Origin of the sequence: Bacillus inaquosorum, assembly GCF_023238325.1 — a bacterium.
Classification (GTDB): Bacteria; Bacillota; Bacilli; order Bacillales; family Bacillaceae; genus Bacillus; species Bacillus inaquosorum.
Window position 1 is genome coordinate 1,360,926 of sequence record NZ_CP096592.1, and the last position, 19,424, is coordinate 1,380,349.

Sequence of the window (19,424 nt, forward strand, 5' to 3'; positions counted from 1 at the left end):
AATGAGTATATGTAAAGCATTGACAATCGCCGGCTCTGATTCAGGCGGCGGCGCAGGGATACAGGCAGATATTAAAACCTTTCAGGAGCTTGATGTTTTCGGTATGTCTGCGATTACGGCGGTAACCGCTCAAAATACGCTTGGTGTGCATGGGGTGTATCCGCTGACTGTAGAGGCGCTGAGACAGCAAATTGATGCTGTTGCCGAGGATTTGAGACCTGACGCCGTAAAAACGGGAATGCTCTGGAATGCCGAAATGATTGAAGAAGTGGCAAGAAAAATTGACGAGTATGAGTTTAACCGAGTGATTGTTGATCCAGTTATGATCGCAAAGGGCGGTGCATCCCTGCTGCGCGATGAATCAGTTGCAACCTTAGAGGAGCTGCTCATTCCAAGAAGCTACGCGATTACGCCGAATGTTCCGGAAGCAGAAACGCTGACAGGAATGACTATCCGCTCGCTGGATGACCGAAAAAAAGCAGCGGAGCAGCTCGTAAAGATGGGTGCACAGAATGTGATTATCAAAGGCGGGCACCAGCCTGAGGACAATAACATTACTGATCTACTTTTTGATGGGAACATGTTTATGCAAATCAGCCATCCCTATATTGATACGAAGCATACGCATGGCACAGGCTGCACCTTTGCTGCGGCTTTAACAGCCCAAACCGCTAAAGGAGACAGCATCCATCAGGCATTCGAGGTAGCGGCCAACTTTGTCCGCGAAGCGGTGGAAAATACGCTTGGGATCGGATCAGGACACGGGCCGACAAACCATTTTGCCTTTAAACGAAACAGCTTAAATACAAGCCGATGAGATCACCAGCTGATGGTGATCTCTTTCGCGTTTGCTACGGTATGCGCTTTTCATCTGAACAAGGTTATGATATGATAGGAATTAAGATCAGGTACTAATACTATGTCTTTATTAAATATAGGAGGCTTTATACATATGAATTTTTCACTTGAAGGCCGCAACATTGTTGTGATGGGGGTAGCCAACAAACGCAGTATCGCATGGGGAATTGCGCGCTCTTTACATGAAGCGGGAGCACGTTTGATTTTTACATACGCAGGAGAACGCCTGGAGAAATCTGTTCGCGAGCTTGCCGGAACGTTAGAACGCAACGATTCCATCATCCTTCCTTGCGACGTAACAAACGACGCGGAAATTGAAACTTGCTTCGCAAGCATTAAGGAGCAGGTCGGTGTGATCCACGGTATCGCGCATTGTATCGCGTTTGCCAATAAAGAAGAGCTTGTCGGCGAATACTTAAACACAAATCGTGACGGCTTCCTTTTGGCTCATAACATCAGCTCATACTCTCTGACAGCTGTTGTGAAAGCTGCCCGTCCGATGATGACTGAAGGCGGAAGCATTGTCACTTTGACTTACCTTGGCGGAGAGCTTGTTATGCCGAACTACAACGTCATGGGTGTAGCGAAAGCTTCTCTTGATGCAAGTGTGAAATACTTAGCTGCTGACTTAGGAAAAGAAAATATCCGCGTCAACAGCATTTCTGCCGGCCCGATCAGAACATTATCTGCTAAAGGCATCAGCGATTTCAACTCCATCTTAAAAGACATTGAAGAGCGTGCGCCGCTTCGCCGCACGACAACACCTGAAGAAGTGGGCGATACAGCTGCGTTCTTATTCAGCGATATGTCCCGAGGCATTACAGGTGAAAATCTTCACGTTGATTCAGGTTTCCATATCACTGCCCGCTAAGCAGGATCTATGCCAAGCAATCCCGAAACAGGGATTGCTTTTTTATTTCTTCTGATTTTCAGCTTTCTGTCATATAGATAGAATATGACACAATCGGAGGGATGAAGATGTCTAATAAGAAAAGAAACGCGGATAAAAAACCGCTCATGTATATTGTTCAGCCGGATTATGCAGAAACAACAAGGTCATCCATGCAGGAGATTGTCATCAAAAAAAAGGCCAACAAACCCGCTCCGCCAAAAGCAGAGGAAAAGCCGGTTTACGATGAGAAACAGCAGGAGGAAGCTGCGGCAAAGGATGTCCAGAAAGCAGAACAAAAGCCTGCAGCTGAACCAGTGAGTCAGCAAACACAAGAGGTAAGAGAGCCAGAGCACATAAAGAATCAGCAGGAACAAAAAGCAGAGCCGCAGGCCGTTGAAGAAACCGTTGAACAAGAGCCCCCGAAAGCAGAAAAAAAGGAAGAGCCTGCACTTGAGGCTCGGAAGCCTGAAAAAGAACCGGAAGCTGTCCATAGTGCCGCTAAAGCGGAGGAAAAAGCACCGCCGGCAAGAAAAGTGAAAAAACCGATGAGCAAGATGTCTATTCATGAAAAAATTGATTTTTTAACAAAGCTGCCGCATAACATGCCGAGAGCGCTTTGTTTAATTGAAGCCAATGGAAGAACGTACAGGGGTGTGATTGTCGGAAGAAGAAATGATTCCGTTCTGCTTCGAACAACCGGCAACGGAGCCCCGACTGAGCTGGCAATCGACGATATTACCTCTCTGCACCCGCTCGGTTTTTAATGAAAATGAAAAAGCTGCCCGGCAGATGTACCCGGACAGCTTTTTTACATAGAGAAAAGCCTGCAGGCCTGCAAGCTTTTCAGCATTATCATTAATGATGATGGTGCGTGCGATTGATTAATCGAGGATTTAAGCAGTTGATTGCGCAGAAGCAGTCTAAGTCCACTTCAATACAGTAGTTCGTTTTTTCAAGTCGGAAGACTTCACACACCGTATCTTTATCGGTGAAGTCCAAAATGTGTTTGTGTTCGTCAAATGCGATTAATAATGACAGTGTTGCGCAGCTTCCATGCACTCTTTCGACCCTGAAAAATACAGTATTAAAGCAAGGGCCGTTATCGAGTTCGCCGACATTTCCGAAGGCGACTAATGGCGTTGATTTTGATGTAAATATTGCAAAAGGCACTGTGTCGCCTAACGAATGGCTTACAGATAAAAGCTTAGAGTGGCAGCCGGTCGGGCAGTCCTCTTCAACAGCGTTTTGCAGTTCTTCAATATTTTCTACAGCTTCACGCACGCAGCTTGATGTTTTCTGGCTCATATTATCCCTCCTGCCTTATAAATTTGAGACTGGCGAAATGATGGAGAGTCAGCTGCCTCACGCTGGAAGCAGCTGAATGATTTGCACCTGTAATAGAGTTTGGAAGGGGATTCCTCTTTACAAGTGTTTATCCATTGTGATGATGCTTTTTATCTTTATGAGGCGATGTTCTGTCAACTAACTCTGGTGATAGGCATTGAATCGCGCAGAAGCATCCGAGATCTACTTCAATGCAGAAATCTGTTTTTTCTAGCCCGAAGAAATCCGGGTCGCAAGGGTGGCAAACACTTAAGGTATCGCCTTTGACATCGACCGGGCGTAAAATAGAAAGTGTTGCACAGCAATCGCATAATTTTTCGACGCGGAAGAAAATGGATTCAAAGCATTGCATATCATCCACAAATCCCCCCACGTTTCCGAATGTGGAGAACAATCCGCCTTTTTTATCAAAAACGAGAAACGGAATTGTGTCTTTTCCAGCAATCGTAGGGTTTAAAAGGTTGGTATAGCAGCCAGTCGGACACTGTTCTTCAACTGCCTCCTGCTCTGCTAAAATCTTTTCCACTGCATCGCATACACAGTTCTCATGCCGGCCATGGGTTTTTCCGCAGCTCATTGATTTCAGCTCCTTCTTTATAGGGTATTTGACTTTAGTCCTTAACAACATATGTACCCGTGCCCCACTTGGTGTGGGTGAACGTCTATATATTCATCATATGCTTGGAAAATAAGAAAAAGCAGAGCGTTTTTAGCTCTGCTTTTAGATTTAGAGGACGAGTGTGATTGCTAAGAGTGCCACAAGTGTGTTAGTAGCTGTGGAAACCAATGTTGCTATATCAGCATCTACTGTTGTGATATTTACGCCGCGGGAGCATTCGATGAGAAGTTTTTGACGGTTTACTTGTTTGTTAGCTGACAGCTGCAATAAATCTTGTGCGACTAATTCGGCAATTACTCCATCTGCAATGGATGTGAGAGCTACTGTTAGGACAGCTGCATTAACCGCCGTTACAACTGATGTTACGGCTTGAACGTCTGTAGATGAAACGTTGATATCACAAGAGTCTCTAATAATAATCGTCTCATCGGAGACTTGTTTATTGAGGTTTGCCTGAGCTAGATTTTGGTCAATGAAGGCATTGTCGTTGCCAAAAAACCCATTGCCATTACAGCAAACATCGCAATGACATTTTCTATCTTCTTTTTTTTCTTTTTCTTTTTCGTCTAACGGATGGTCGCAGTCAGGATCAAGTGCAACCCAAGAATATGGTCTGCTTTCCATATCTATTCCTCCTTTTCTTTTACTGTTATTAAATGAGCGAGCCTCTTACTTTGACTGAGTCATATATCTTGATGAAGCGCCCTATTTTTATGATTAATTTGAATTGTTATTGTTTTGCCGTCTTTGTCTGAGCTGTTCGATTAATTGCTCTCTGCGGCTTAGCGGTTTTGCGTTCTTTTGCTCTTGCGCGGCTGTTTCTTCTTTTTTCTTCTTTTGGTTTTCTATTAACGCTTGTGATTTAGCTTGCAAGTCTTTTACCAGATTCAAGAGCATTTCTTTTTCTTCGTCTGATACTTTTTTCATTTTGTCTTTTGTGACGCCATGTTTAGAAAATATATTTTGTACCAGCATTTTCGTCATCGGATCAGCTTCCGGAAGCTTTGCAAGCTCTTCTTTGATTTTATCGTTATCTGACATTTGTTTTCACCTCGGCTTTTAAGTTTGTGAAAAGAAAGGGTTAAAGGACGTCAAGTTCATTGAGAATGCTGTTTAGCACCTGAAGCAAAATTTGTACAAAGGTTATTATTTCGTCGGCAGACAAAGTGATCTTGATATTTCGGCTGTTGATAATTTTAATGATTGTTCTTTTTTTGATTTGGGAGTTATCGAGAATGAGTATTTCGCTTGCTACTGTGTCAGCCAAGTCCTCGTCGGCGATGACGAGCTGTGTCACCAGGATAATCAATGTTGTGACCAAGGCTTGTATAGAAAGGGCAGATGTTATATGTGATGTATCTATTGTGATATTTTCGCAATCAATCACTTCGATCTGCTGTTCGAATTCGCTTGATAATTGCTCAAATATTGCAGGATGCAGGGATTCAACTTTTTCTTCAAATGACATAACCTTCACTCCTTTCTTATCCATACTCTATATAATGCAAATGGGGTGCAGAGCGGAATAATAAAAATAACCAATTTTGCAACGGACAAGATACAATTCATGAAGAATAGGGTTTTGGCATATATGTGAAGGGATCATGATTGGCAAAGGAGTGAACAAGTGGTTATTAATGGGATGACAATTGCTCTTCTTTCGCTTGCGGTCTTTCGGCTCGCCCGCCTGCTGGTGTTTGACACGATTATGGCACCGCTTCGCAGCCTGTTTCATGAAGAGAAGGAGGAAAAGGATGCGGACGGGAACATTGAAACGTATATCGTCATTAAGGGAACAGGTGTCAGGGCGTTTATTGGTGAATTGCTGAGCTGCTACTGGTGCACAGGTGTGTGGTGCGCCGGCTTTTTGATATTGTGTCAGGCTTTCATTCCAGAGGCAGCACAGTGGCTGATTTTACTGCTGGCGATCGCCGGTCTTGCCGGCATTATAGAAACGCTCGTATCAAAATGGCTGCAAGAATGAGGCATTCCCACCAGCAACTTTTCACTAGCATCAGCATAAAGTAGCATATATGACATAAGGAAAGGAAGGGATCAAAGTGAATCAATTCAATAAACCTTCCCAAAAAACTCCATATACAGATTCATCATATCAAACTAAAAAGATCAAAAAGAAAGGCTGCGGGTGCGGAAATAAAAAGAAAAAGCCTCAATAGCCTGGCAAAGAAACCGGAGACCTCCGGTTTTTTGTTTTTTTAACGGAGCGCCTTGCTCAGCATATATTATGAGTGGGGGGATGGATACCAGTGAATAAGTTTGAAAAATGGATAGAAGGAAGATATGAAACTCACGAACAAAAGCAAAAAGAGCATGAAGACATCTTGAGCAGTATCAGAAAAGACTTGGATGCATTTGATAAAGCCGGTATGGCGTTTGAAGAGGAGATTGAAGAGCTGGCTGAAAAAACCGAAGCCTTACTCAAAAAACGCCAGGCTCAGTACGAACAATCATAAATCCGCAATCGCCCTATGCGTTTATCCAAGCCGAATAAAACGGCTCACATAGTGTATAGAGAGTAAAGGAGGTGCTTATCTATGGGCTTTGGATACGGATTCGGAGGAGGCTACGGCGGCGGCTGTTATGGCGGTTATGCTGGCGGTTACGGCGGCGGCTATGGTTCAACATTTGTTCTTTTAGTCGTATTGTTCATTCTCCTTATCATCGTGGGTGCATCTTTTTATAACTTCTAAGGTTTATTGAGGGAAGTACGGGTGATGTCCCGTACTTCCTTGCCTTGTGTTCATTTTTTATTTTTGGAAAAAGCACATTGAACAATGGGTGTTCATACAATACCGTATCACTCCGCCAAAAGGAGGCGTATTATGGATAATCAATTTTTTAAGAACGTCGAAAAGAAAACAGGTGTCAATATGCAGGATGTCATGAATCTTGCCGGCTCCCTTCAAAACGCCAATTTTAAAGACGAAAACACAGTGCGCAGCGTCATTAAGCGCGTAGCGCAGCTGGCAAACAGACGCGTGCCGAAAGAATTAGAAGATAAGATTGTTCATTCCATTACAAGCGGAAAAGAAAAGCTTGATTTTGGTACGATTTCGAAAATGATGGACAATAAATAAGCAGAGGGCCTGGCTGACTCAATGCAGCAGGCCTTTTTTTACTTTATAGAAAAGACCCGGCAGATCACTGCCGGGCTGTTAGTTATGCAAGGGCTGTCTTTGCTGTAAGAGAGGATACAAAAATCTTGAACGGTGGGCCGTTTTGCCGCGCCTGTTTGCGGGACAAGACAAATATAAATGCTGTTTGGCCCGTGTCATGGCTACATATAACAGGCGTCTTTCTTCCTCCAAAGGAGCTTCATCACCTTTTCTCGCTGTTTCTAATGAGAAATCGTGTGGAATCGAGCCGTCTACCGTGCCTAACACGTAGACGGTTTTGAACTCAAGGCCTTTTGACCGGTGAATGGTCATCAGCTGAATGCCATTTTCATCCATTTTGTTTTTCTCAGCGGCCCTCATATGGTCCACGTGGGCGAGAAAGTCAGGTATCGTTTTGAACTTCTTGGCGACGACCTTGATGTCGCGCAGGTCATCGGAGCCTTTTTCCAGCTTGTTGCCCTCATTGCCCCGTTTTTTTAAATACTCGGAGAAGCCCATTTTTCCTTCTGCAAAGGTGATCGCTTCCACCGGCTTCATCGTGCGGAGGCTTGCGAAAAACGGCACGATCTTCTTGATTTTATTCAGCTGGAAAGGCTTCAGATCAGGAAGTTTGGCTAGCGCTTTAATCATGGAGCAGTCCTCGGTAATCGAGAGTGCCTTCAGCGTGTTCAATGCGGACTGTTTTAAGAATAAGGCGGGCAGCAAGTGCTTAATCGCCTCAGTATCATCCTCGTTTTGGCTGGCGTACAAGTAAGCGAGAATCTGGCGGACAATCCGTCTGCTGTAAAACGATTGGACGCCGCGGTCAGCTGTATAAGGAATTGACGAATGATGAAGCCTTTCGTAAATGGCGCGGCCTCCGCTGTTTGTGCGGTAGAGAACTGCAAAGTCTTCAGGGTTTGCCCCGTTTTGAATTTTTTCTTTGATATCGGAAACGACCATTGTGGCTTCTTCCTCTTCGTCATAAGGATAAAACAGCACAGGAGCCTGGATGTCATCACGGGCCGCTTCAAGCGTTTTGGCATACCTGTTTTTATTCTTTTTCACGACGATATCAGCACTTGAGACGATCGGGTGCGTGGATCTGTAGTTCGCGGTTAAATAGATCGTCTTCGCTCCGGGATAATCCTTTTGAAAATCAAGAATAAAAGACGGATTGCTTCCGCGAAACGCGTAGATGGACTGGTCATCGTCCCCGACACAGCACAGGTTTTGCTCCGGGCTGGCCAGCATTTGCATGATTTTATATTGCACCGGGTTAATGTCCTGAAACTCGTCAATTAAGATATACGTAAACCGAGATTGATATTGTTCCAGAAGGTCCGGCCGATCGATAAACAATTCATAGCAGGCGGAAGCCATATCATCAAAATCAAATTGATTGTGTTCTTTTTTCTGGCGCTCATAATGTTCATATAATCGGTAGACTTGTTTTTCCCACTCATCCTGTAAAGGAATGCGTTCATTCGGAACATAAGTGTTTTTCCAGAAACCGATCTGCTGCAGGGCCTGATCAACGGGGAACTCTTTCTCATCTATGCCTTCTTCATAGAGTGCTTTTTTGACATATTGTTCCCGCTGCCACTCCATTTTCAGCAGATGGTCGCCGTTCCATTTAGCAGAATCATAGTGATACAAAATCTTATAAAACAAGCTGTGGAATGTTCCGGTGACAAGTCTTCTGACTTTTGCAGGCTGTAATCCGTACTGCTTCGCCATACGATCTTTCATTTCGGAGACAGCTTTTGTCGTGAAGGTGACAAGCAGCATGTGTTCCGGCGGTATGCCTAAGTGTTCGATCATGTGGGCGGCGCGCGCTGTCAGCACGCGTGTTTTTCCGCTTCCCGCACCTGCAAGCACAAGCAGCGGGCCTTCGGTTTCCGTGACAGCTTTCAGCTGATCTGTGTTCAAGCCGACAGACGGAAAAAGGCTTGTATCAGGTTCTATTGTTTTTTGTATAAATGGTGTTCCGGGTTTAATGCTTCTCGGCCGCTTCCATTCCGTGACAGCCGGAGACGAGTCAGCAACGATCGCTTTTCCCTTGGGCAAACGAAAGACACCGGATTCCTGATAGTCTTCTTTTTTCTCCTCTTTAGCGGGTTTCGTTTCGCAGGCCTCCTCACATGCCGGAAAATGGCCTGGCTGGCGGTGAATAAACTCCGGCGGATCGGTGATGTTAAGCCTTAACAAAACGGGCTTTCCGCAATGAGAACAAAATAAATGTCCTTTTATTCCTTCTTCAAAAAGGAATTGATAATGTTCTCTAGAATATGTATGTAAATGTATGGTTCGATCATTCAGTCGGGCGCATTTCAAAAAGGGGTCCTCCCAATCAAAAAAGGTGTTCATTACAGACAAAGAATATCATATCAAAAGAAACGTGTTTCAAAAAGTAAGTTTAAGGGAATAGAGACAGCAGAAGGGTGGGTATCGCATGATATATGCAGGTCAAATTCAGAACCAGCAATACGCTCAATATGCAAATAGATCGATTGGACATAAGCAGGATTATGCCGGAACCGAAAAAATCAGCTATGTCCCGTTTCAGCGGGTATACAAAGAACTGGAAAAGCAGCAGGAGAATCAAACAGTTGCTGAAAGAAAGGTAAACGAGACAAAACGTAAGCGCTCTCTTTATAAGAGATTTCGAGAAAAAGGAATGGGCACGTACATTAACCGATATGTATAAAAAACCGTTCACATCCAGAGAACGGTTTTTTATATGCGGAAAAAATCCGGATCTCAATAGACCCGGATGCTGTTTAGTCCTTAATCATTTGTAAGTGGGGAATGCCGGCATCAAGGAATTCTTTTTCAGAAAGCACACGATACCCATGTTTCTTGTAAAACGGCACAGCCTGTGTTTGTGCGTTTAAAATGAAACCGGAAGCGCCGCCGTCTGCGGCCGCTTTTTCTAGCGCTTTCATAATGATGCCGCCGACACCGGCTGAACGGTGGCTTTTTAATACACAAATCCGCTCTAACTTGCCGTAGCCGTCCTTCATACGCCATCTTCCGGCGCCGACAGGCTTTTCACCGTCATACACGACGATATGCTCCGACTCATTTTCTAGTTCGTCAATTTCTTCTTCAGCAGGCACGTTTTGTTCTTTGACAAAGACTTCTTCTCTTACATAAAATGCATCTTTCATTTGTTCTTCATTTTTTGCAATAACTGCTTCCAAGTCGATTATTCTCCTCCGCCTAGCAAGAAGGTTTCATACACTGTCCATGATCCGTTTTCCAGCTGATAAAGCAAGTGGAAGCGATCAACGATTTCTTCATGTGACACTTCCTGCATTTTTAATTGTCCCAGCACATCCGAATGCTCATCGTCGGAAAGATTTTGCCCGACCGTCACATGCGGAACGAAATTGTATTCCTGTTCACCAGCCAACACGCCGGTGTATAACTTTTCATTGAGTGTTTTTAATTCTTCCGTCGGCTCTGCTTTGATGTAAATGACATTATTAACAGGCGCAAATGAGCTGTATTTTGTCATTTTGAGAACGACCGGATGGGACTCCTTCGCGATGTTTCTTAGATGTGATACAAGCTGATCCGCTTTCTCCTCCGCACATTCAAACGATGCTCTCAATGTCAAATGGGGCGGGATCAGGGAATAGCTCGGGTCATAGCGCTTTCTGTAAGAGTTCGCAAGGTCTTGGAGTTTTTTTGATGGAAATAAAACGATTCCGTATTTCATATTATGTCCCTCCTGGAAATAAAGTATGATAGAGTATCAAAGCATTTTTTTCAGCGCCGGCGTGATGAGCGGCTGCCAGTATGTCCATTTGTGATCTCCGTCAAATGGCTCAAAATAATAATCGGAAAGCTTCTTCTCCAGCAGCTGTTTCAGCTCCTGATTCGGTCCTGTAAAGTCCAGAATGTTTCCGTCTGTTGTGTGGACGTCAGTTTCTTTTGTGCCGATTTGGTGATAAATAGAAAGGTGTTTGATATCGTCTGACTGTTTTACAGCTTCCAATACATGTTTGTCAACATAAGGAGACTGCATGATGATGTTTCCGAACATATTCGGATAATCAAGCGCTGTCATAAGAGATATGGTAGCCCCGAGCGAATCGCCTATCAGCGTGCGTCCGTAGCCGACCTGATAGGTTGGATACTCGTCATCCGCAAACGGAACGAGCTCATGGGCGATAAACCGTTTATACCCCGGAAATTTTGAACCTTCCGGATGATAGGTTTTTCTGCGCTCTTTTACATCCTTATAAGGAACACCGATAATAATGCTCCGGTCTATTTCCCGTTTGGACAGCAATTCCTCGACCTGTCTGCCGATTCTCCCCAGCCTGAAATAATCGTGGCCGTCCTGCGCGATAATGACATGGTATTTATAAAGAGGGGAGTAGTTGGACGGCAGATAAACGAGCAATGTCATTTCTTCGTTAAGCTCTTTTGAAAAGAATTTCTTTTCTTGCACTGTGCCGTTTTTCGGTGCCATAATACATTCCTCCAGGACATCACTAGACTTTCTTGCTGTTTTCCATTATTGTACCATGAATTATTAGAAATTTCTCTCTTTAAACCGTTCGGAACTCGAAGAAAAAAGTGTTGAAATAAACTGCAAATTGCGCTAATATAAAACAATCAGAAAATTGAAATCGATATTTCTTATCGTGAGAGGTGGAGGGACTGGCCCTTAGAAACCTCAGCAACCGGCTTGTTTTGCATATGCAAAACGCCAAGGTGCTAAATCCAGCAAGCGTTTTTTATGCTTGGAAGATAAGAAGAAGCGTTAAACCCCTTCTTCTTATGAAGAAGGGGTTTTTTATTATGAAAAGGGAAGGTGTCAGCTATATGTCACAGCACGTTGAAACGAAATTAGCCCAAATCGGGAACCGAAGCGACGAAGTAACGGGAACAGTGAGTCCTCCTATTTATTTATCAACAGCATACCGCCACAGAGGGATCGGAGAATCAACCGGATTTGATTATGTCCGCACGAAAAATCCGACACGCCAGCTTGTTGAGGACGCGATCGCCAGCTTAGAAAACGGAGCGAGAGGGCTTGCCTTCAGTTCGGGAATGGCAGCCATCCAAACGATTATGGCGCTGTTTAAAAGCGGAGATGAACTGATTGTTTCATCGGACCTATATGGCGGCACGTACCGTCTGTTTGAAAATGAATGGAAAAAATACGGATTGACCTTTCATTATGATGATTTCAGCGATGAGGACTGTTTACGCTCTAAGATTACGTCAAATACAAAAGCAGTGTTTGTGGAAACACCGACAAATCCGCTCATGCAGGAGGCGGACATTGAAAGGATCGCCCGGATTACAAAAGAGCACGGTCTTCTGCTGATCGTTGATAATACATTTTATACACCGGTCTTGCAGCGTCCGCTTGAGCTGGGAGCTGACATTGTGATTCACAGCGCAACCAAGTATTTAGGCGGGCATAACGACTTGCTTGCGGGACTTGTCGTTGTAAAGGATGAGCAGCTTGGTGAGGAAATGTTTCAACACCAAAATGCGATCGGCGCCGTCCTGCCTCCGTTCGATTCGTGGCTTCTGATGAGAGGAATGAAGACGCTGAGCCTCAGAATGCGCCAGCATCAGGCAAACGCGCAGGAGCTTGCGGCCTTTTTAGAAGAGCAGGATGAAATTGCCGATGTACTGTATCCCGGAAAAGGCGGCATGCTGTCCTTCCGTCTTCAAAAAGAAGAGTGGGTCAACCCATTTTTAAAAGCGCTGAAGACCATTTGTTTTGCAGAAAGCCTCGGCGGGGTGGAGAGCTTTATTACATACCCTGCCACACAGACGCACATGGATATTCCTGAAGAGATCCGCATCGCAAACGGGGTCTGCAATCGTTTGCTGCGTTTTTCGGTCGGAATTGAACATGCGGAAGATTTAAAAGAGGACCTAAAACAGGCGTTATGTCAGGTCAAAGAGGGAGCTGTTTCATTTGAGTAATCACAATTGGACGCTGGAAACCCAGCTCGTGCACAATCCATTTAAAACAGACGGCGCAACAGGGGCGGTCAGTGTACCGATTCAGCACGCATCGACCTTTCACCAATCTTCATTTGAAGAGTTTGGCGCATATGATTACAGCCGCTCAGGCACGCCGACCAGAACGGCTCTTGAAGAAACAATTGCCGCACTGGAAGGGGGAACGAGAGGATTTGCTTTCAGTTCAGGCATGGCTGCCATCTCAACAGCATTTTTACTTCTGTCACAGGGCGATCACGTTCTTGTGACAGAAGATGTATACGGCGGAACCTTCCGCATGGTGACAGAGGTGCTGACCCGGTTTGGCATTGAGCATACATTTGTCGACATGACGGATACAAACGAAGTAGCACGGAATATCAAGCCGAACACAAAAGTTATTTATATGGAGACACCGTCAAATCCGACACTTGGGATCACTGATATTAAAGCGGTTGTTCAGCTTGCAAAAGAAAACGGCTGTCTGACCTTTCTGGACAATACATTCATGACACCGGCACTGCAGCGTCCGCTTGATCTCGGCGTGGATATTGTGCTTCACAGTGCAACAAAATTTCTGAGCGGACACAGCGATGTGCTGTCAGGCCTGGCTGCTGTCAAGGATGAAGAGCTTGGGAAGCAGCTGTATAAGCTGCAAAACTCGTTCGGCGCCGTCCTTGGCGTGCAAGATTGCTGGCTCGTGCTGCGCGGATTAAAAACATTGCAGGTCCGTTTAGAAAAAGCGAGCCAAACAGCGCAGCGGCTTGCGGAATTTTTCCAGAAGCATCCGGCGGTGAAACGCGTGTATTATCCGGGACTGTCTGATCATCCGGGTGCTGAAACCCATAAGAGCCAGTCAACGGGAGCGGGCGCCGTGCTATCTTTTGAGCTTGAAAGCAAAGAGGCCGTTAAGAAATTAGTAGAGAATGTATCACTTCCGGTCTTCGCTGTCAGCCTTGGTGCAGTGGAATCGATTTTGTCCTATCCGGCTACGATGTCTCACGCCGCAATGCCTAAGCAAGAACGTGAAAAACGAGGAATCACAGACGGCCTTCTCCGTCTTAGTGTGGGTGTCGAACATGCAGATGATTTAGAACGTGATTTCAAACAAGCGCTGAAAGAAATTGCGCCAGTGGCGGTCCGTTAAAAAAGAAGCCGGCGATAGCCCGGCTTCTTTTGTTATTCATCATCAGGATTCAGAATCGCGAGAACTTGATGATCCTCCCAAACGCCATTGATTTTTACATTTTTTCGGGCAATGCCCTCTTTATGAAATCCAGCTTTTTCCAATACGCGCATGGACCCGAGGTTACGGGGCATCACACCGGCTTCAATGCGATGCAGTTTCAATTCGTGGAACGCATAATCAACAATCAATCTGACCGCCTCTGTCATGAGTCCCTTTCCATTGTGGGATTTGTCTAAAAAATACCCGATGAACGCAGTTTGCAGCGCCCCGCGGATGATTTGAAAGAGCGAAACCGTCCCGATTAATGTATCGTCCGAGACTGTAAAAATGCCAAAATAATATTCTTCATCTTTCTCCAGTCTTTGCTGGTACTCGGTTATTCGTTTTCTTTGCCCCTCAATCGTATAATAATCGTCTGCGCGAATCATGGAAAACTGTTCGAAAAAATCTTGGTTTTCGCTTTGCAGCCGCAGATTTTCTTCCGCATCCTTTACTTCTAAAGGTCTTACATAAATGGTATTTCCTTTTAACATACATTGATCTCTCCGTTCTCATGTCGGCATTCCTCTTACATTATTCTCAGGAAACTGCAAATATCCTTTTTATAAAAAGGAAGAAAACCAATTTCCCATAAAGGTGCCGACATAGTTACCAATTAAGTAGCCAAGCGTACCGACAAGCATGATCGGGGCGACAAGCTCCCGCCATCCCTTGGCAATTGCCATCGCAGCCGCGGTCGTGGGCCCTCCGACAGTAGCGTTAACGGCGAGCAGAATTTCTTCAAGCCGCACGCGGAACAATTTTCCGACGGCTAAGGAAACCGCTAAATTGCTGATCGCAATGATAAAGACAAATAAGAGAATAAGAGGCGCATTGGTGACGATTAAGCGCAGATCTGCGGGAATGCCGATCACCACAAAAAATAAATAAATCAAAAAGGTTCCAAGCTCCTGAGATCCATTGAGCCTTTCAAAAAAACGCGGGAAAAGAAAAATGATAAGAACCGTTAAAGACGTAAGCATCAGGTACTGATCGCCAAGCGTTCCGATCAAAAGAGGATGAGAAAAAATGTTTTTAAAATAGCCGGAAATCTTCACACTAACTGCAACAAGCGCAAAAGCAGCGCCAGCATTAAAAGCGATATCCTTTAAGGAAATGTCCTTCCGTTTCCAATAGCTTTCTGCACTGTTTCTGCTGTTTCCATCGGCTTTCACTTTCTCTTCAAACGGCATGGCATAGTGCCGCTGAAACCATTTAAGTGCAGGAATGCTGATTAATATAAAAAACAAAAGCGCCATCATAAAATTATCAGCCACAACGGTAGCCGACACATATTCCCCCGGTGTCTCAAATTTTGCCGCCATCGCCGCAAAATTTATCCCGCCGCCGATATAAGAGGCGCTGATCATCCCGCCGATTTTATCTAAATAAGGAATATGCTGTTTGAGAAGAAAAAAAGCAAGGGTGCTGCCAAGCACAGTTCCAGCGGAGCTAATCAGAAAAATAAACAGCAAACGCCTGCTTTCCTTAAAAATCTGCCGCACATTGATCTGAAACAGCAAAAGGGGTATCGCCAGCGGCACCACATAAGACCATACGGTATCGTATACAGGCGATTCAACAGGAAGCACTCCTATATTTGTAAACACCATTGCACCTGCCAGCGCGATAATAGCGCCAGACACAGCGGACGCCCACTTAAAGCGCTGCTCCAGCCCGATGCTCACTGCCGTCCACACCGCAATAAACCCCCATAATACCCAAACATCATCAGAAGAAATCAAAGAATGCAAAACCCCATCACCCCTATTATTAGAAAATTAAGACATATTATAATGGCCGAGGAACAGAACAGCAAGTCCGAAAAAAAGTTTTTCTAAAAAAGCAGTTGACGAATAGGAGGGAAGGTTATATAATAGAACTTGTCAGAAAGACAACAACATACCCAGCAACACATACATATCATGATTCCGTAGCTCAGCTGGGAGAGCGCTACCTTGACAGGGTAGAGGTCGCTGGTTCGAGCCCAGTCGGAATCATAGCTTAAACCCTTGCGCAGCAAGGGTTTTTTACTTTGTTTTAATAAAGTCGGTTTATCAAATTGGCAAGTTGTTGGCAAACTGTTGGCGAACTTGATTTTTTGGGCGAAGTAAAAAGGTCACTTGAAAATTCAAGGGACCTAAAGTAATTAAAAGTTTCAATCACTCTTATTCCTTTGTGGGATTTTGTCCCTCCAAACCGTATCGTTAAGTCCATCATTAACTCCATCGATGAAATCAATTGCTGTCTTAATTTTCGTAGTTGTTTTTATTTTTTGAGAAAATGTTATAATGAAAAGCCATGAAATGATGGAAAGAGGGGGAATTTCGATGCATTACATAACTGCATGCTTAAAAATCATCAGTGATAAAGACCTTAATGAAATAATGAAGGAATTTAAAAAACTTGAGGAAGAAACGAATAAAGAAGAAGGGTGTATTAAATTCCATGCTTATCCGCTTGAACCATCGGAACGCAAAATAATGCTTTGGGAGATTTGGGAAAATGAAGAAGCTGTTAAAACCCATTTCACGAAAAAACACACAATAGACGTTCAAAAACAAGAATTAACGGAAGTAGAATGGTTAATGAAAAGCAATGTGAATGATTGAAAGGCTCTTTAAAAAGAGACATTCAATGACTAAGAATCTGCCATTTGTGATTAAGTGGTAAATTGTTGTCCAACTCTGCCAACAATCATTACTTTCATTCAGAAGTCATCAGATTCAAAAGGCACAACTACCTTGACAGAGAGGTCGCTGGTTTGAGCCCAATCGGAATCATAGCTTAAACCCTTGCGTAGCAAGGGTTTCTTACATTTCTATTTTTAATGGATTATAAAGTTTCAATATTCTTTTCTATATTTGGATAACTTGTTCCAGCCATAATAATGGAGATACTCCGTAACTAAGAATGTCTACTCCTTCAGCAGCTTCATCGATAAAATCATTCTTTTCTTCATCTGCATATTCGCTGTTAATAAATTCTTTTAATGCTACTAAATCAGATTTTTGCTCTTCTTTTGGGATATCTTTAAGTATTCGTCCAGTGCTGATTCTGAAGTTTCTATATCTTGATGAAAAATACCTCCTGGAAATTGAAATGCTGGTTCAGCAACTATAACTACTATCAAAACATTCACTACCGGGAAAGGTTTAAAATTATATTCAACCTATAAATATTTCTGGAATTTTATATCGCCATATTAATAGCAACTCTCTTAATGGATCGGTTTCTATTGAGTTTTCATAAGGTTCCTCATTCAAAAAAGGGTTTTGAACCTTTGTAAAATTTTTTTTATGAACACACTTATACCATTTAACTCAATTTCAAAATCTTGATGTGTTCCTTTTAAAACTTTCTCAATATATTCTATATACTCATTAGCTTGTTCTTCTGTTGCAATATTTCAATGAAATCGGAGAAAAGTGGATTTCTTCTGATAAAACTATGCTTAAATCACCAAATAGACTTTCTTCGAATTTGTATGAATTTTTCATGGGTTGAAATCACCTTCTTAATTTAAGTACATATCTATTTTTATACCCGATGAAGTTATACCCCTGTATTTATTGAAACCGATTTTTTATCGAATGATAATCATTTCAAGGATGCGGTTGTGGAGTTGTAAAATAACCATTGACTAGACAGACACGATTTCCTTTCATTTTTTATAAATTTACATCTCTATTATAATAATGTCCCTATAAATTGGAGGTAAAATAATGAGTCATTCTCAAGAAAAAATTTCACTAATCACAGGAGCAAGCAGTCAAGGGGATATTGGTACGGCTATATGTCGTAAGTTAGCCTCACAGGGTATACATATCTTCTTTACTCACTGGAATTCTGATGCGGCCTGGATAGAGGAATTTCAACAAGAAATTTTACATATGGGTGTCCGTTGTGAGGCAATGAAAATTGATTTATCAGATGCACATGCTGCATTCACAATACTTGAAAAAATTTCAGATAAATTAGGATATCCTTCCATCCTTATTAATAATGCCGCTCATTCCGCAAGTGATAATTATGTATCGTTAGATGCTAAATCACTTGATGATCATTATGCGGTTAATATGAGGTCAAATTTTCTTCTTTGTGTTGAATTTGCCCGTCGTTTTAAGAAATCTAATTTAAAATCAGGAAGAATCATCAATATGACATCAGGGCAGGATTTAGGTCCTTTGCCTGGGGAGTTAGCGTATGCAGCTACTAAAGGAGCAATTTCTGCCTTTACTAGGTCATTATCACAAGAACTTGCACCGTTGGGGATTACTGTTAACGCTGTAAACCCAGGTCCAACAGATTCTACATGGATGACAGATGAAATAAGAAATTTTCTTTCACCTAAATTTCCAATGGGGCGTATTGGCACACCAGATGATGCGGCACGAATGATTGTTTTTCTTGCAAGTGATGAGGCTGAATGGATAACTGGACAAATTATTCATTCAGAGGGTGGATTTATTAGGGGATAAGCTAATGAAACAAAATATCAAATTACAATATGTTGCCAAAACCCGCCAAAAATCATTATTTTATTCAGAAAAGATCAGATTTCATAGGGAGCGAGTTGGTCTCAAAAAAGAGATAAGAGAAAAAATCTCTTATCTCTCATATTTTTAATACCATCCTTGATATTTACCTGTCCATGTACCATCACTATTTTGCCAGGCATCTTTTAAATAGTATTTAACACCAGTAAATACTGTTACATTAGGAAGTTCACCACGTGTATTGGCTGTGAGATAGATCGTTTTGAGCTCAGCCTGAGGAGTTACAGTTTTCTGGCTCGGACCATCTACAGCAGGGCTTGCAGCAAAAGCGGGAGCTGCGGAAACAAGTAAAGCAAGGGACAATGCAGTACCAGTTAAAACTTTTTTCAATTTCATTTAAAACACTCCTTTAGTTTTTTTGTTACATTAAAAGGATTCGCCTTTTGTTAAAAATATCCTTGTAAATAATTGTTAATTATTTGTGAACGATTAGGGGACGGCTCTCAGGGTTTTGTTTCTGATGTGAATTGGATACACGGTTGCCAAGGCATAACACAATTGAATTAAAACATGGCCGGTAATATCAATATCAAAAGCAGCATATTTTTTTATGCTTCTTTTGATACCTCTCTTTAATTTTTTCATGTACTTTTCTATCTCTACACTTATTTTACAGGACATTGTTCTAGATCTCGCTAGTGAGAGCTATCTCTTAGTACTCATCAGAGACTCCACACCAGACATTCTCTATTTAATGCCCTTCACTATTCGAATAGATCTCCAAAATTCGTAAAATCGTTTAACATATAGGATTAATAACATAAAAATCCCTTTTTTCCGGAACCTTCGGTAAAAAACGAAACTTTTAACTCTATAATTTTACGTT

24 protein-coding genes, 1 tRNA gene, 1 pseudogene and 1 riboswitch are annotated in these 19,424 nt (G+C 43.0%); of the genes and pseudogenes, 13 read left to right on the plus strand and 13 right to left on the minus strand.

The features are described 5' to 3' along the window. The first annotated feature begins 1 nt into the window (after nucleotide 1). From thiD to cotO, 3 genes are all read left to right on the plus strand, one after another. Nucleotides 2–817: a bifunctional hydroxymethylpyrimidine kinase/phosphomethylpyrimidine kinase gene (gene thiD / locus M1M80_RS06570; RefSeq protein ID WP_060398390.1), complete on the plus strand. Its 816-nt coding sequence runs from the start codon at nucleotides 2–4 to the stop codon at nucleotides 815–817. A gap of 135 nt (nucleotides 818–952) precedes the next feature. Beyond that, nucleotides 953–1,729 (plus strand): enoyl-ACP reductase FabI, encoded by a 777-nt coding sequence (gene fabI, locus M1M80_RS06575; RefSeq protein WP_060398391.1) that lies wholly within the window; start codon nucleotides 953–955, stop codon nucleotides 1,727–1,729. 101 nt (nucleotides 1,730–1,830) lie between these two features. After that, the gene (cotO, locus tag M1M80_RS06580) at nucleotides 1,831–2,514 is read left to right on the plus strand and encodes a spore coat protein CotO (protein WP_080428990.1); all 684 of its coding nucleotides are present in this window, start codon (nucleotides 1,831–1,833) and stop codon (nucleotides 2,512–2,514) included. 91 nt (nucleotides 2,515–2,605) lie between these two features. Here the strand turns inward: cotO and cotZ are convergent, their stop codons facing one another. The 5 genes from cotZ to cotV form a co-directional block, all read right to left on the minus strand. Then, nucleotides 2,606–3,055: a spore coat protein CotZ gene (cotZ, locus tag M1M80_RS06585; RefSeq protein ID WP_003239244.1), complete on the minus strand. Its 450-nt coding sequence runs from the start codon at nucleotides 3,053–3,055 to the stop codon at nucleotides 2,606–2,608. 127 nt (nucleotides 3,056–3,182) lie between these two features. After that, on the minus strand, nucleotides 3,183–3,671 hold the full coding sequence (cotY, locus tag M1M80_RS06590; protein WP_003239243.1) for a spore coat protein CotY: 489 nt from the start codon (nucleotides 3,669–3,671) through the stop codon (nucleotides 3,183–3,185). A 150-nt stretch (nucleotides 3,672–3,821) separates the two neighbouring features. After that, a complete protein-coding gene (gene cotX, locus M1M80_RS06595; RefSeq protein ID WP_003239242.1) occupies nucleotides 3,822–4,337 on the minus strand; it encodes a spore coat protein CotX in 516 nt (171 codons plus the stop codon). Nucleotides 4,338–4,430: 93 nt separating this feature from the next. Then, nucleotides 4,431–4,754: a spore coat protein CotW gene (gene cotW, locus M1M80_RS06600; protein WP_003239241.1), complete on the minus strand. Its 324-nt coding sequence runs from the start codon at nucleotides 4,752–4,754 to the stop codon at nucleotides 4,431–4,433. 40 nt (nucleotides 4,755–4,794) lie between these two features. Next, entirely contained in the window at nucleotides 4,795–5,181 is a 387-nt protein-coding gene (cotV, locus tag M1M80_RS06605) for a spore coat protein CotV (protein WP_003239240.1), read from the minus strand. A 159-nt stretch (nucleotides 5,182–5,340) separates the two neighbouring features. Between cotV and yjcA the strand changes: the two genes are divergently transcribed. The 4 genes from yjcA (at nucleotide 5,341) to spoVIF (ending at nucleotide 6,811) form a co-directional block, all read left to right on the plus strand. After that, the gene (gene yjcA / locus M1M80_RS06610; RefSeq protein ID WP_003239239.1) at nucleotides 5,341–5,697 is read left to right on the plus strand and encodes a sporulation protein YjcA; all 357 of its coding nucleotides are present in this window, start codon (nucleotides 5,341–5,343) and stop codon (nucleotides 5,695–5,697) included. Between the two features lie 283 nt (nucleotides 5,698–5,980). Beyond that, nucleotides 5,981–6,187, plus strand: coding sequence for a hypothetical protein (locus M1M80_RS06615; RefSeq protein ID WP_060398393.1), 207 nt, complete (start codon nucleotides 5,981–5,983; stop codon nucleotides 6,185–6,187). 81 nt (nucleotides 6,188–6,268) lie between these two features. Continuing rightward, entirely contained in the window at nucleotides 6,269–6,424 is a 156-nt protein-coding gene (gene yjcZ, locus M1M80_RS06620; protein ID WP_003239234.1) for a sporulation protein YjcZ, read from the plus strand. A 132-nt stretch (nucleotides 6,425–6,556) separates the two neighbouring features. Beyond that, nucleotides 6,557–6,811, plus strand: a complete 255-nt coding sequence (gene spoVIF / locus M1M80_RS06625; RefSeq protein ID WP_003239233.1) for a sporulation-specific transcription regulator SpoVIF — start codon at nucleotides 6,557–6,559, stop codon at nucleotides 6,809–6,811. A gap of 78 nt (nucleotides 6,812–6,889) precedes the next feature. On the opposite strand, the gene M1M80_RS06630 is transcribed toward spoVIF, so the two are convergent. Then, complete coding sequence (locus M1M80_RS06630; RefSeq protein ID WP_003239232.1) at nucleotides 6,890–9,166, minus strand: ATP-dependent helicase; 2,277 nt, start codon at nucleotides 9,164–9,166, stop codon at nucleotides 6,890–6,892. A 118-nt stretch (nucleotides 9,167–9,284) separates the two neighbouring features. Between M1M80_RS06630 and M1M80_RS06635 the strand changes: the two genes are divergently transcribed. After that, nucleotides 9,285–9,539 (plus strand): hypothetical protein, encoded by a 255-nt coding sequence (locus tag M1M80_RS06635; protein WP_060398394.1) that lies wholly within the window; start codon nucleotides 9,285–9,287, stop codon nucleotides 9,537–9,539. A gap of 73 nt (nucleotides 9,540–9,612) precedes the next feature. Here M1M80_RS06635 and M1M80_RS06640 read toward each other — a convergent pair whose 3' ends face one another. From M1M80_RS06640 to M1M80_RS06650, 3 genes are read right to left on the minus strand one after another with little or no spacing between them, the layout of a single operon-like run. Then, complete coding sequence (locus M1M80_RS06640) at nucleotides 9,613–10,035, minus strand: GNAT family N-acetyltransferase (RefSeq protein ID WP_003239229.1); 423 nt, start codon at nucleotides 10,033–10,035, stop codon at nucleotides 9,613–9,615. Between the two features lie 5 nt (nucleotides 10,036–10,040). Then, the gene (locus tag M1M80_RS06645) at nucleotides 10,041–10,556 is read right to left on the minus strand and encodes a YjcG family protein (protein ID WP_003239227.1); all 516 of its coding nucleotides are present in this window, start codon (nucleotides 10,554–10,556) and stop codon (nucleotides 10,041–10,043) included. A 36-nt stretch (nucleotides 10,557–10,592) separates the two neighbouring features. After that, entirely contained in the window at nucleotides 10,593–11,315 is a 723-nt protein-coding gene (locus M1M80_RS06650; RefSeq protein ID WP_060398395.1) for an esterase family protein, read from the minus strand. A gap of 167 nt (nucleotides 11,316–11,482) precedes the next feature. Continuing rightward, nucleotides 11,483–11,603: riboswitch (SAM riboswitch) on the plus strand. Nucleotides 11,604–11,671: 68 nt separating this feature from the next. Here M1M80_RS06650 and metI point away from each other — a divergent pair. Next, entirely contained in the window at nucleotides 11,672–12,793 is a 1,122-nt protein-coding gene (metI, locus tag M1M80_RS06655) for a cystathionine gamma-synthase/O-acetylhomoserine thiolyase (protein WP_060400015.1), read from the plus strand. Next, nucleotides 12,786–13,958 carry a cystathionine beta-lyase gene (metC, locus tag M1M80_RS06660; protein ID WP_060398396.1) on the plus strand — a complete coding sequence of 391 codons (1,173 nt, stop codon included), beginning with the start codon at nucleotides 12,786–12,788 and terminating at the stop codon, nucleotides 13,956–13,958. Before metI ends, metC begins: the two co-directional genes overlap by 8 nt. A 32-nt stretch (nucleotides 13,959–13,990) precedes the next feature. Here the strand turns inward: metC and M1M80_RS06665 are convergent, their stop codons facing one another. After that, the gene (locus M1M80_RS06665) at nucleotides 13,991–14,533 is read right to left on the minus strand and encodes a GNAT family N-acetyltransferase (RefSeq protein ID WP_003239217.1); all 543 of its coding nucleotides are present in this window, start codon (nucleotides 14,531–14,533) and stop codon (nucleotides 13,991–13,993) included. Nucleotides 14,534–14,602: 69 nt separating this feature from the next. Next, entirely contained in the window at nucleotides 14,603–15,793 is a 1,191-nt protein-coding gene (locus M1M80_RS06670) for a DUF819 family protein (RefSeq protein ID WP_060398397.1), read from the minus strand. Between the two features lie 173 nt (nucleotides 15,794–15,966). Between M1M80_RS06670 and M1M80_RS06675 the strand changes: the two genes are divergently transcribed. Continuing rightward, nucleotides 15,967–16,039 (plus strand) — tRNA-Val (locus tag M1M80_RS06675). A gap of 291 nt (nucleotides 16,040–16,330) precedes the next feature. Further along, nucleotides 16,331–16,651 carry a putative quinol monooxygenase gene (locus M1M80_RS06680; protein ID WP_080428991.1) on the plus strand — a complete coding sequence of 107 codons (321 nt, stop codon included), beginning with the start codon at nucleotides 16,331–16,333 and terminating at the stop codon, nucleotides 16,649–16,651. Nucleotides 16,652–17,206: 555 nt separating this feature from the next. On the opposite strand, the pseudogene M1M80_RS06690 reads toward M1M80_RS06680, so the two are convergent. Continuing rightward, a pseudogene (locus M1M80_RS06690) lies at nucleotides 17,207–17,539 on the minus strand (tRNA-Val4). Nucleotides 17,540–17,764: 225 nt separating this feature from the next. Between M1M80_RS06690 and M1M80_RS06695 the strand changes: the two are divergent. Then, entirely contained in the window at nucleotides 17,765–18,520 is a 756-nt protein-coding gene (locus tag M1M80_RS06695) for an SDR family oxidoreductase (protein WP_060398399.1), read from the plus strand. Between the two features lie 144 nt (nucleotides 18,521–18,664). Here M1M80_RS06695 and M1M80_RS06700 read toward each other — a convergent pair whose 3' ends face one another. Then, a complete protein-coding gene (locus M1M80_RS06700) occupies nucleotides 18,665–18,934 on the minus strand; it encodes a hypothetical protein (protein WP_060398400.1) in 270 nt (89 codons plus the stop codon). Nucleotides 18,935–19,424 lie beyond the last annotated feature (490 nt).

Bases quoted from the DNA above. Each gene is read 5' to 3' on its own strand.
- thiD (WP_060398390.1), top strand. From the start codon at position 2: ATGAGTATATGTAAAGCATTGACAATCGCCGGCTCTGATTCAGGCGGC.
- fabI (WP_060398391.1), top strand. From the start codon at position 953: ATGAATTTTTCACTTGAAGGCCGCAACATTGTTGTGATGGGGGTAGCC.
- cotO (WP_080428990.1), top strand. From the start codon at position 1,831: ATGAAGATGTCTAATAAGAAAAGAAACGCGGATAAAAAACCGCTCATG.
- cotZ (WP_003239244.1), bottom strand. From the start codon at position 3,055: ATGAGCCAGAAAACATCAAGCTGCGTGCGTGAAGCTGTAGAAAATATT.
- cotY (WP_003239243.1), bottom strand. From the start codon at position 3,671: ATGAGCTGCGGAAAAACCCATGGCCGGCATGAGAACTGTGTATGCGAT.
- cotX (WP_003239242.1), bottom strand. From the start codon at position 4,337: ATGGAAAGCAGACCATATTCTTGGGTTGCACTTGATCCTGACTGCGAC.
- cotW (WP_003239241.1), bottom strand. From the start codon at position 4,754: ATGTCAGATAACGATAAAATCAAAGAAGAGCTTGCAAAGCTTCCGGAA.
- cotV (WP_003239240.1), bottom strand. From the start codon at position 5,181: ATGTCATTTGAAGAAAAAGTTGAATCCCTGCATCCTGCAATATTTGAG.
- yjcZ (WP_003239234.1), top strand. From the start codon at position 6,269: ATGGGCTTTGGATACGGATTCGGAGGAGGCTACGGCGGCGGCTGTTAT.
- spoVIF (WP_003239233.1), top strand. From the start codon at position 6,557: ATGGATAATCAATTTTTTAAGAACGTCGAAAAGAAAACAGGTGTCAAT.
- M1M80_RS06635 (WP_060398394.1), top strand. From the start codon at position 9,285: ATGATATATGCAGGTCAAATTCAGAACCAGCAATACGCTCAATATGCA.
- M1M80_RS06645 (WP_003239227.1), bottom strand. From the start codon at position 10,556: ATGAAATACGGAATCGTTTTATTTCCATCAAAAAAACTCCAAGACCTT.
- M1M80_RS06650 (WP_060398395.1), bottom strand. From the start codon at position 11,315: ATGGCACCGAAAAACGGCACAGTGCAAGAAAAGAAATTCTTTTCAAAA.
- metI (WP_060400015.1), top strand. From the start codon at position 11,672: ATGTCACAGCACGTTGAAACGAAATTAGCCCAAATCGGGAACCGAAGC.
- M1M80_RS06665 (WP_003239217.1), bottom strand. From the start codon at position 14,533: ATGTTAAAAGGAAATACCATTTATGTAAGACCTTTAGAAGTAAAGGAT.
- M1M80_RS06680 (WP_080428991.1), top strand. From the start codon at position 16,331: ATGAAAAGCCATGAAATGATGGAAAGAGGGGGAATTTCGATGCATTAC.
- M1M80_RS06695 (WP_060398399.1), top strand. From the start codon at position 17,765: ATGAGTCATTCTCAAGAAAAAATTTCACTAATCACAGGAGCAAGCAGT.
- M1M80_RS06700 (WP_060398400.1), bottom strand. From the start codon at position 18,934: ATGAAATTGAAAAAAGTTTTAACTGGTACTGCATTGTCCCTTGCTTTA.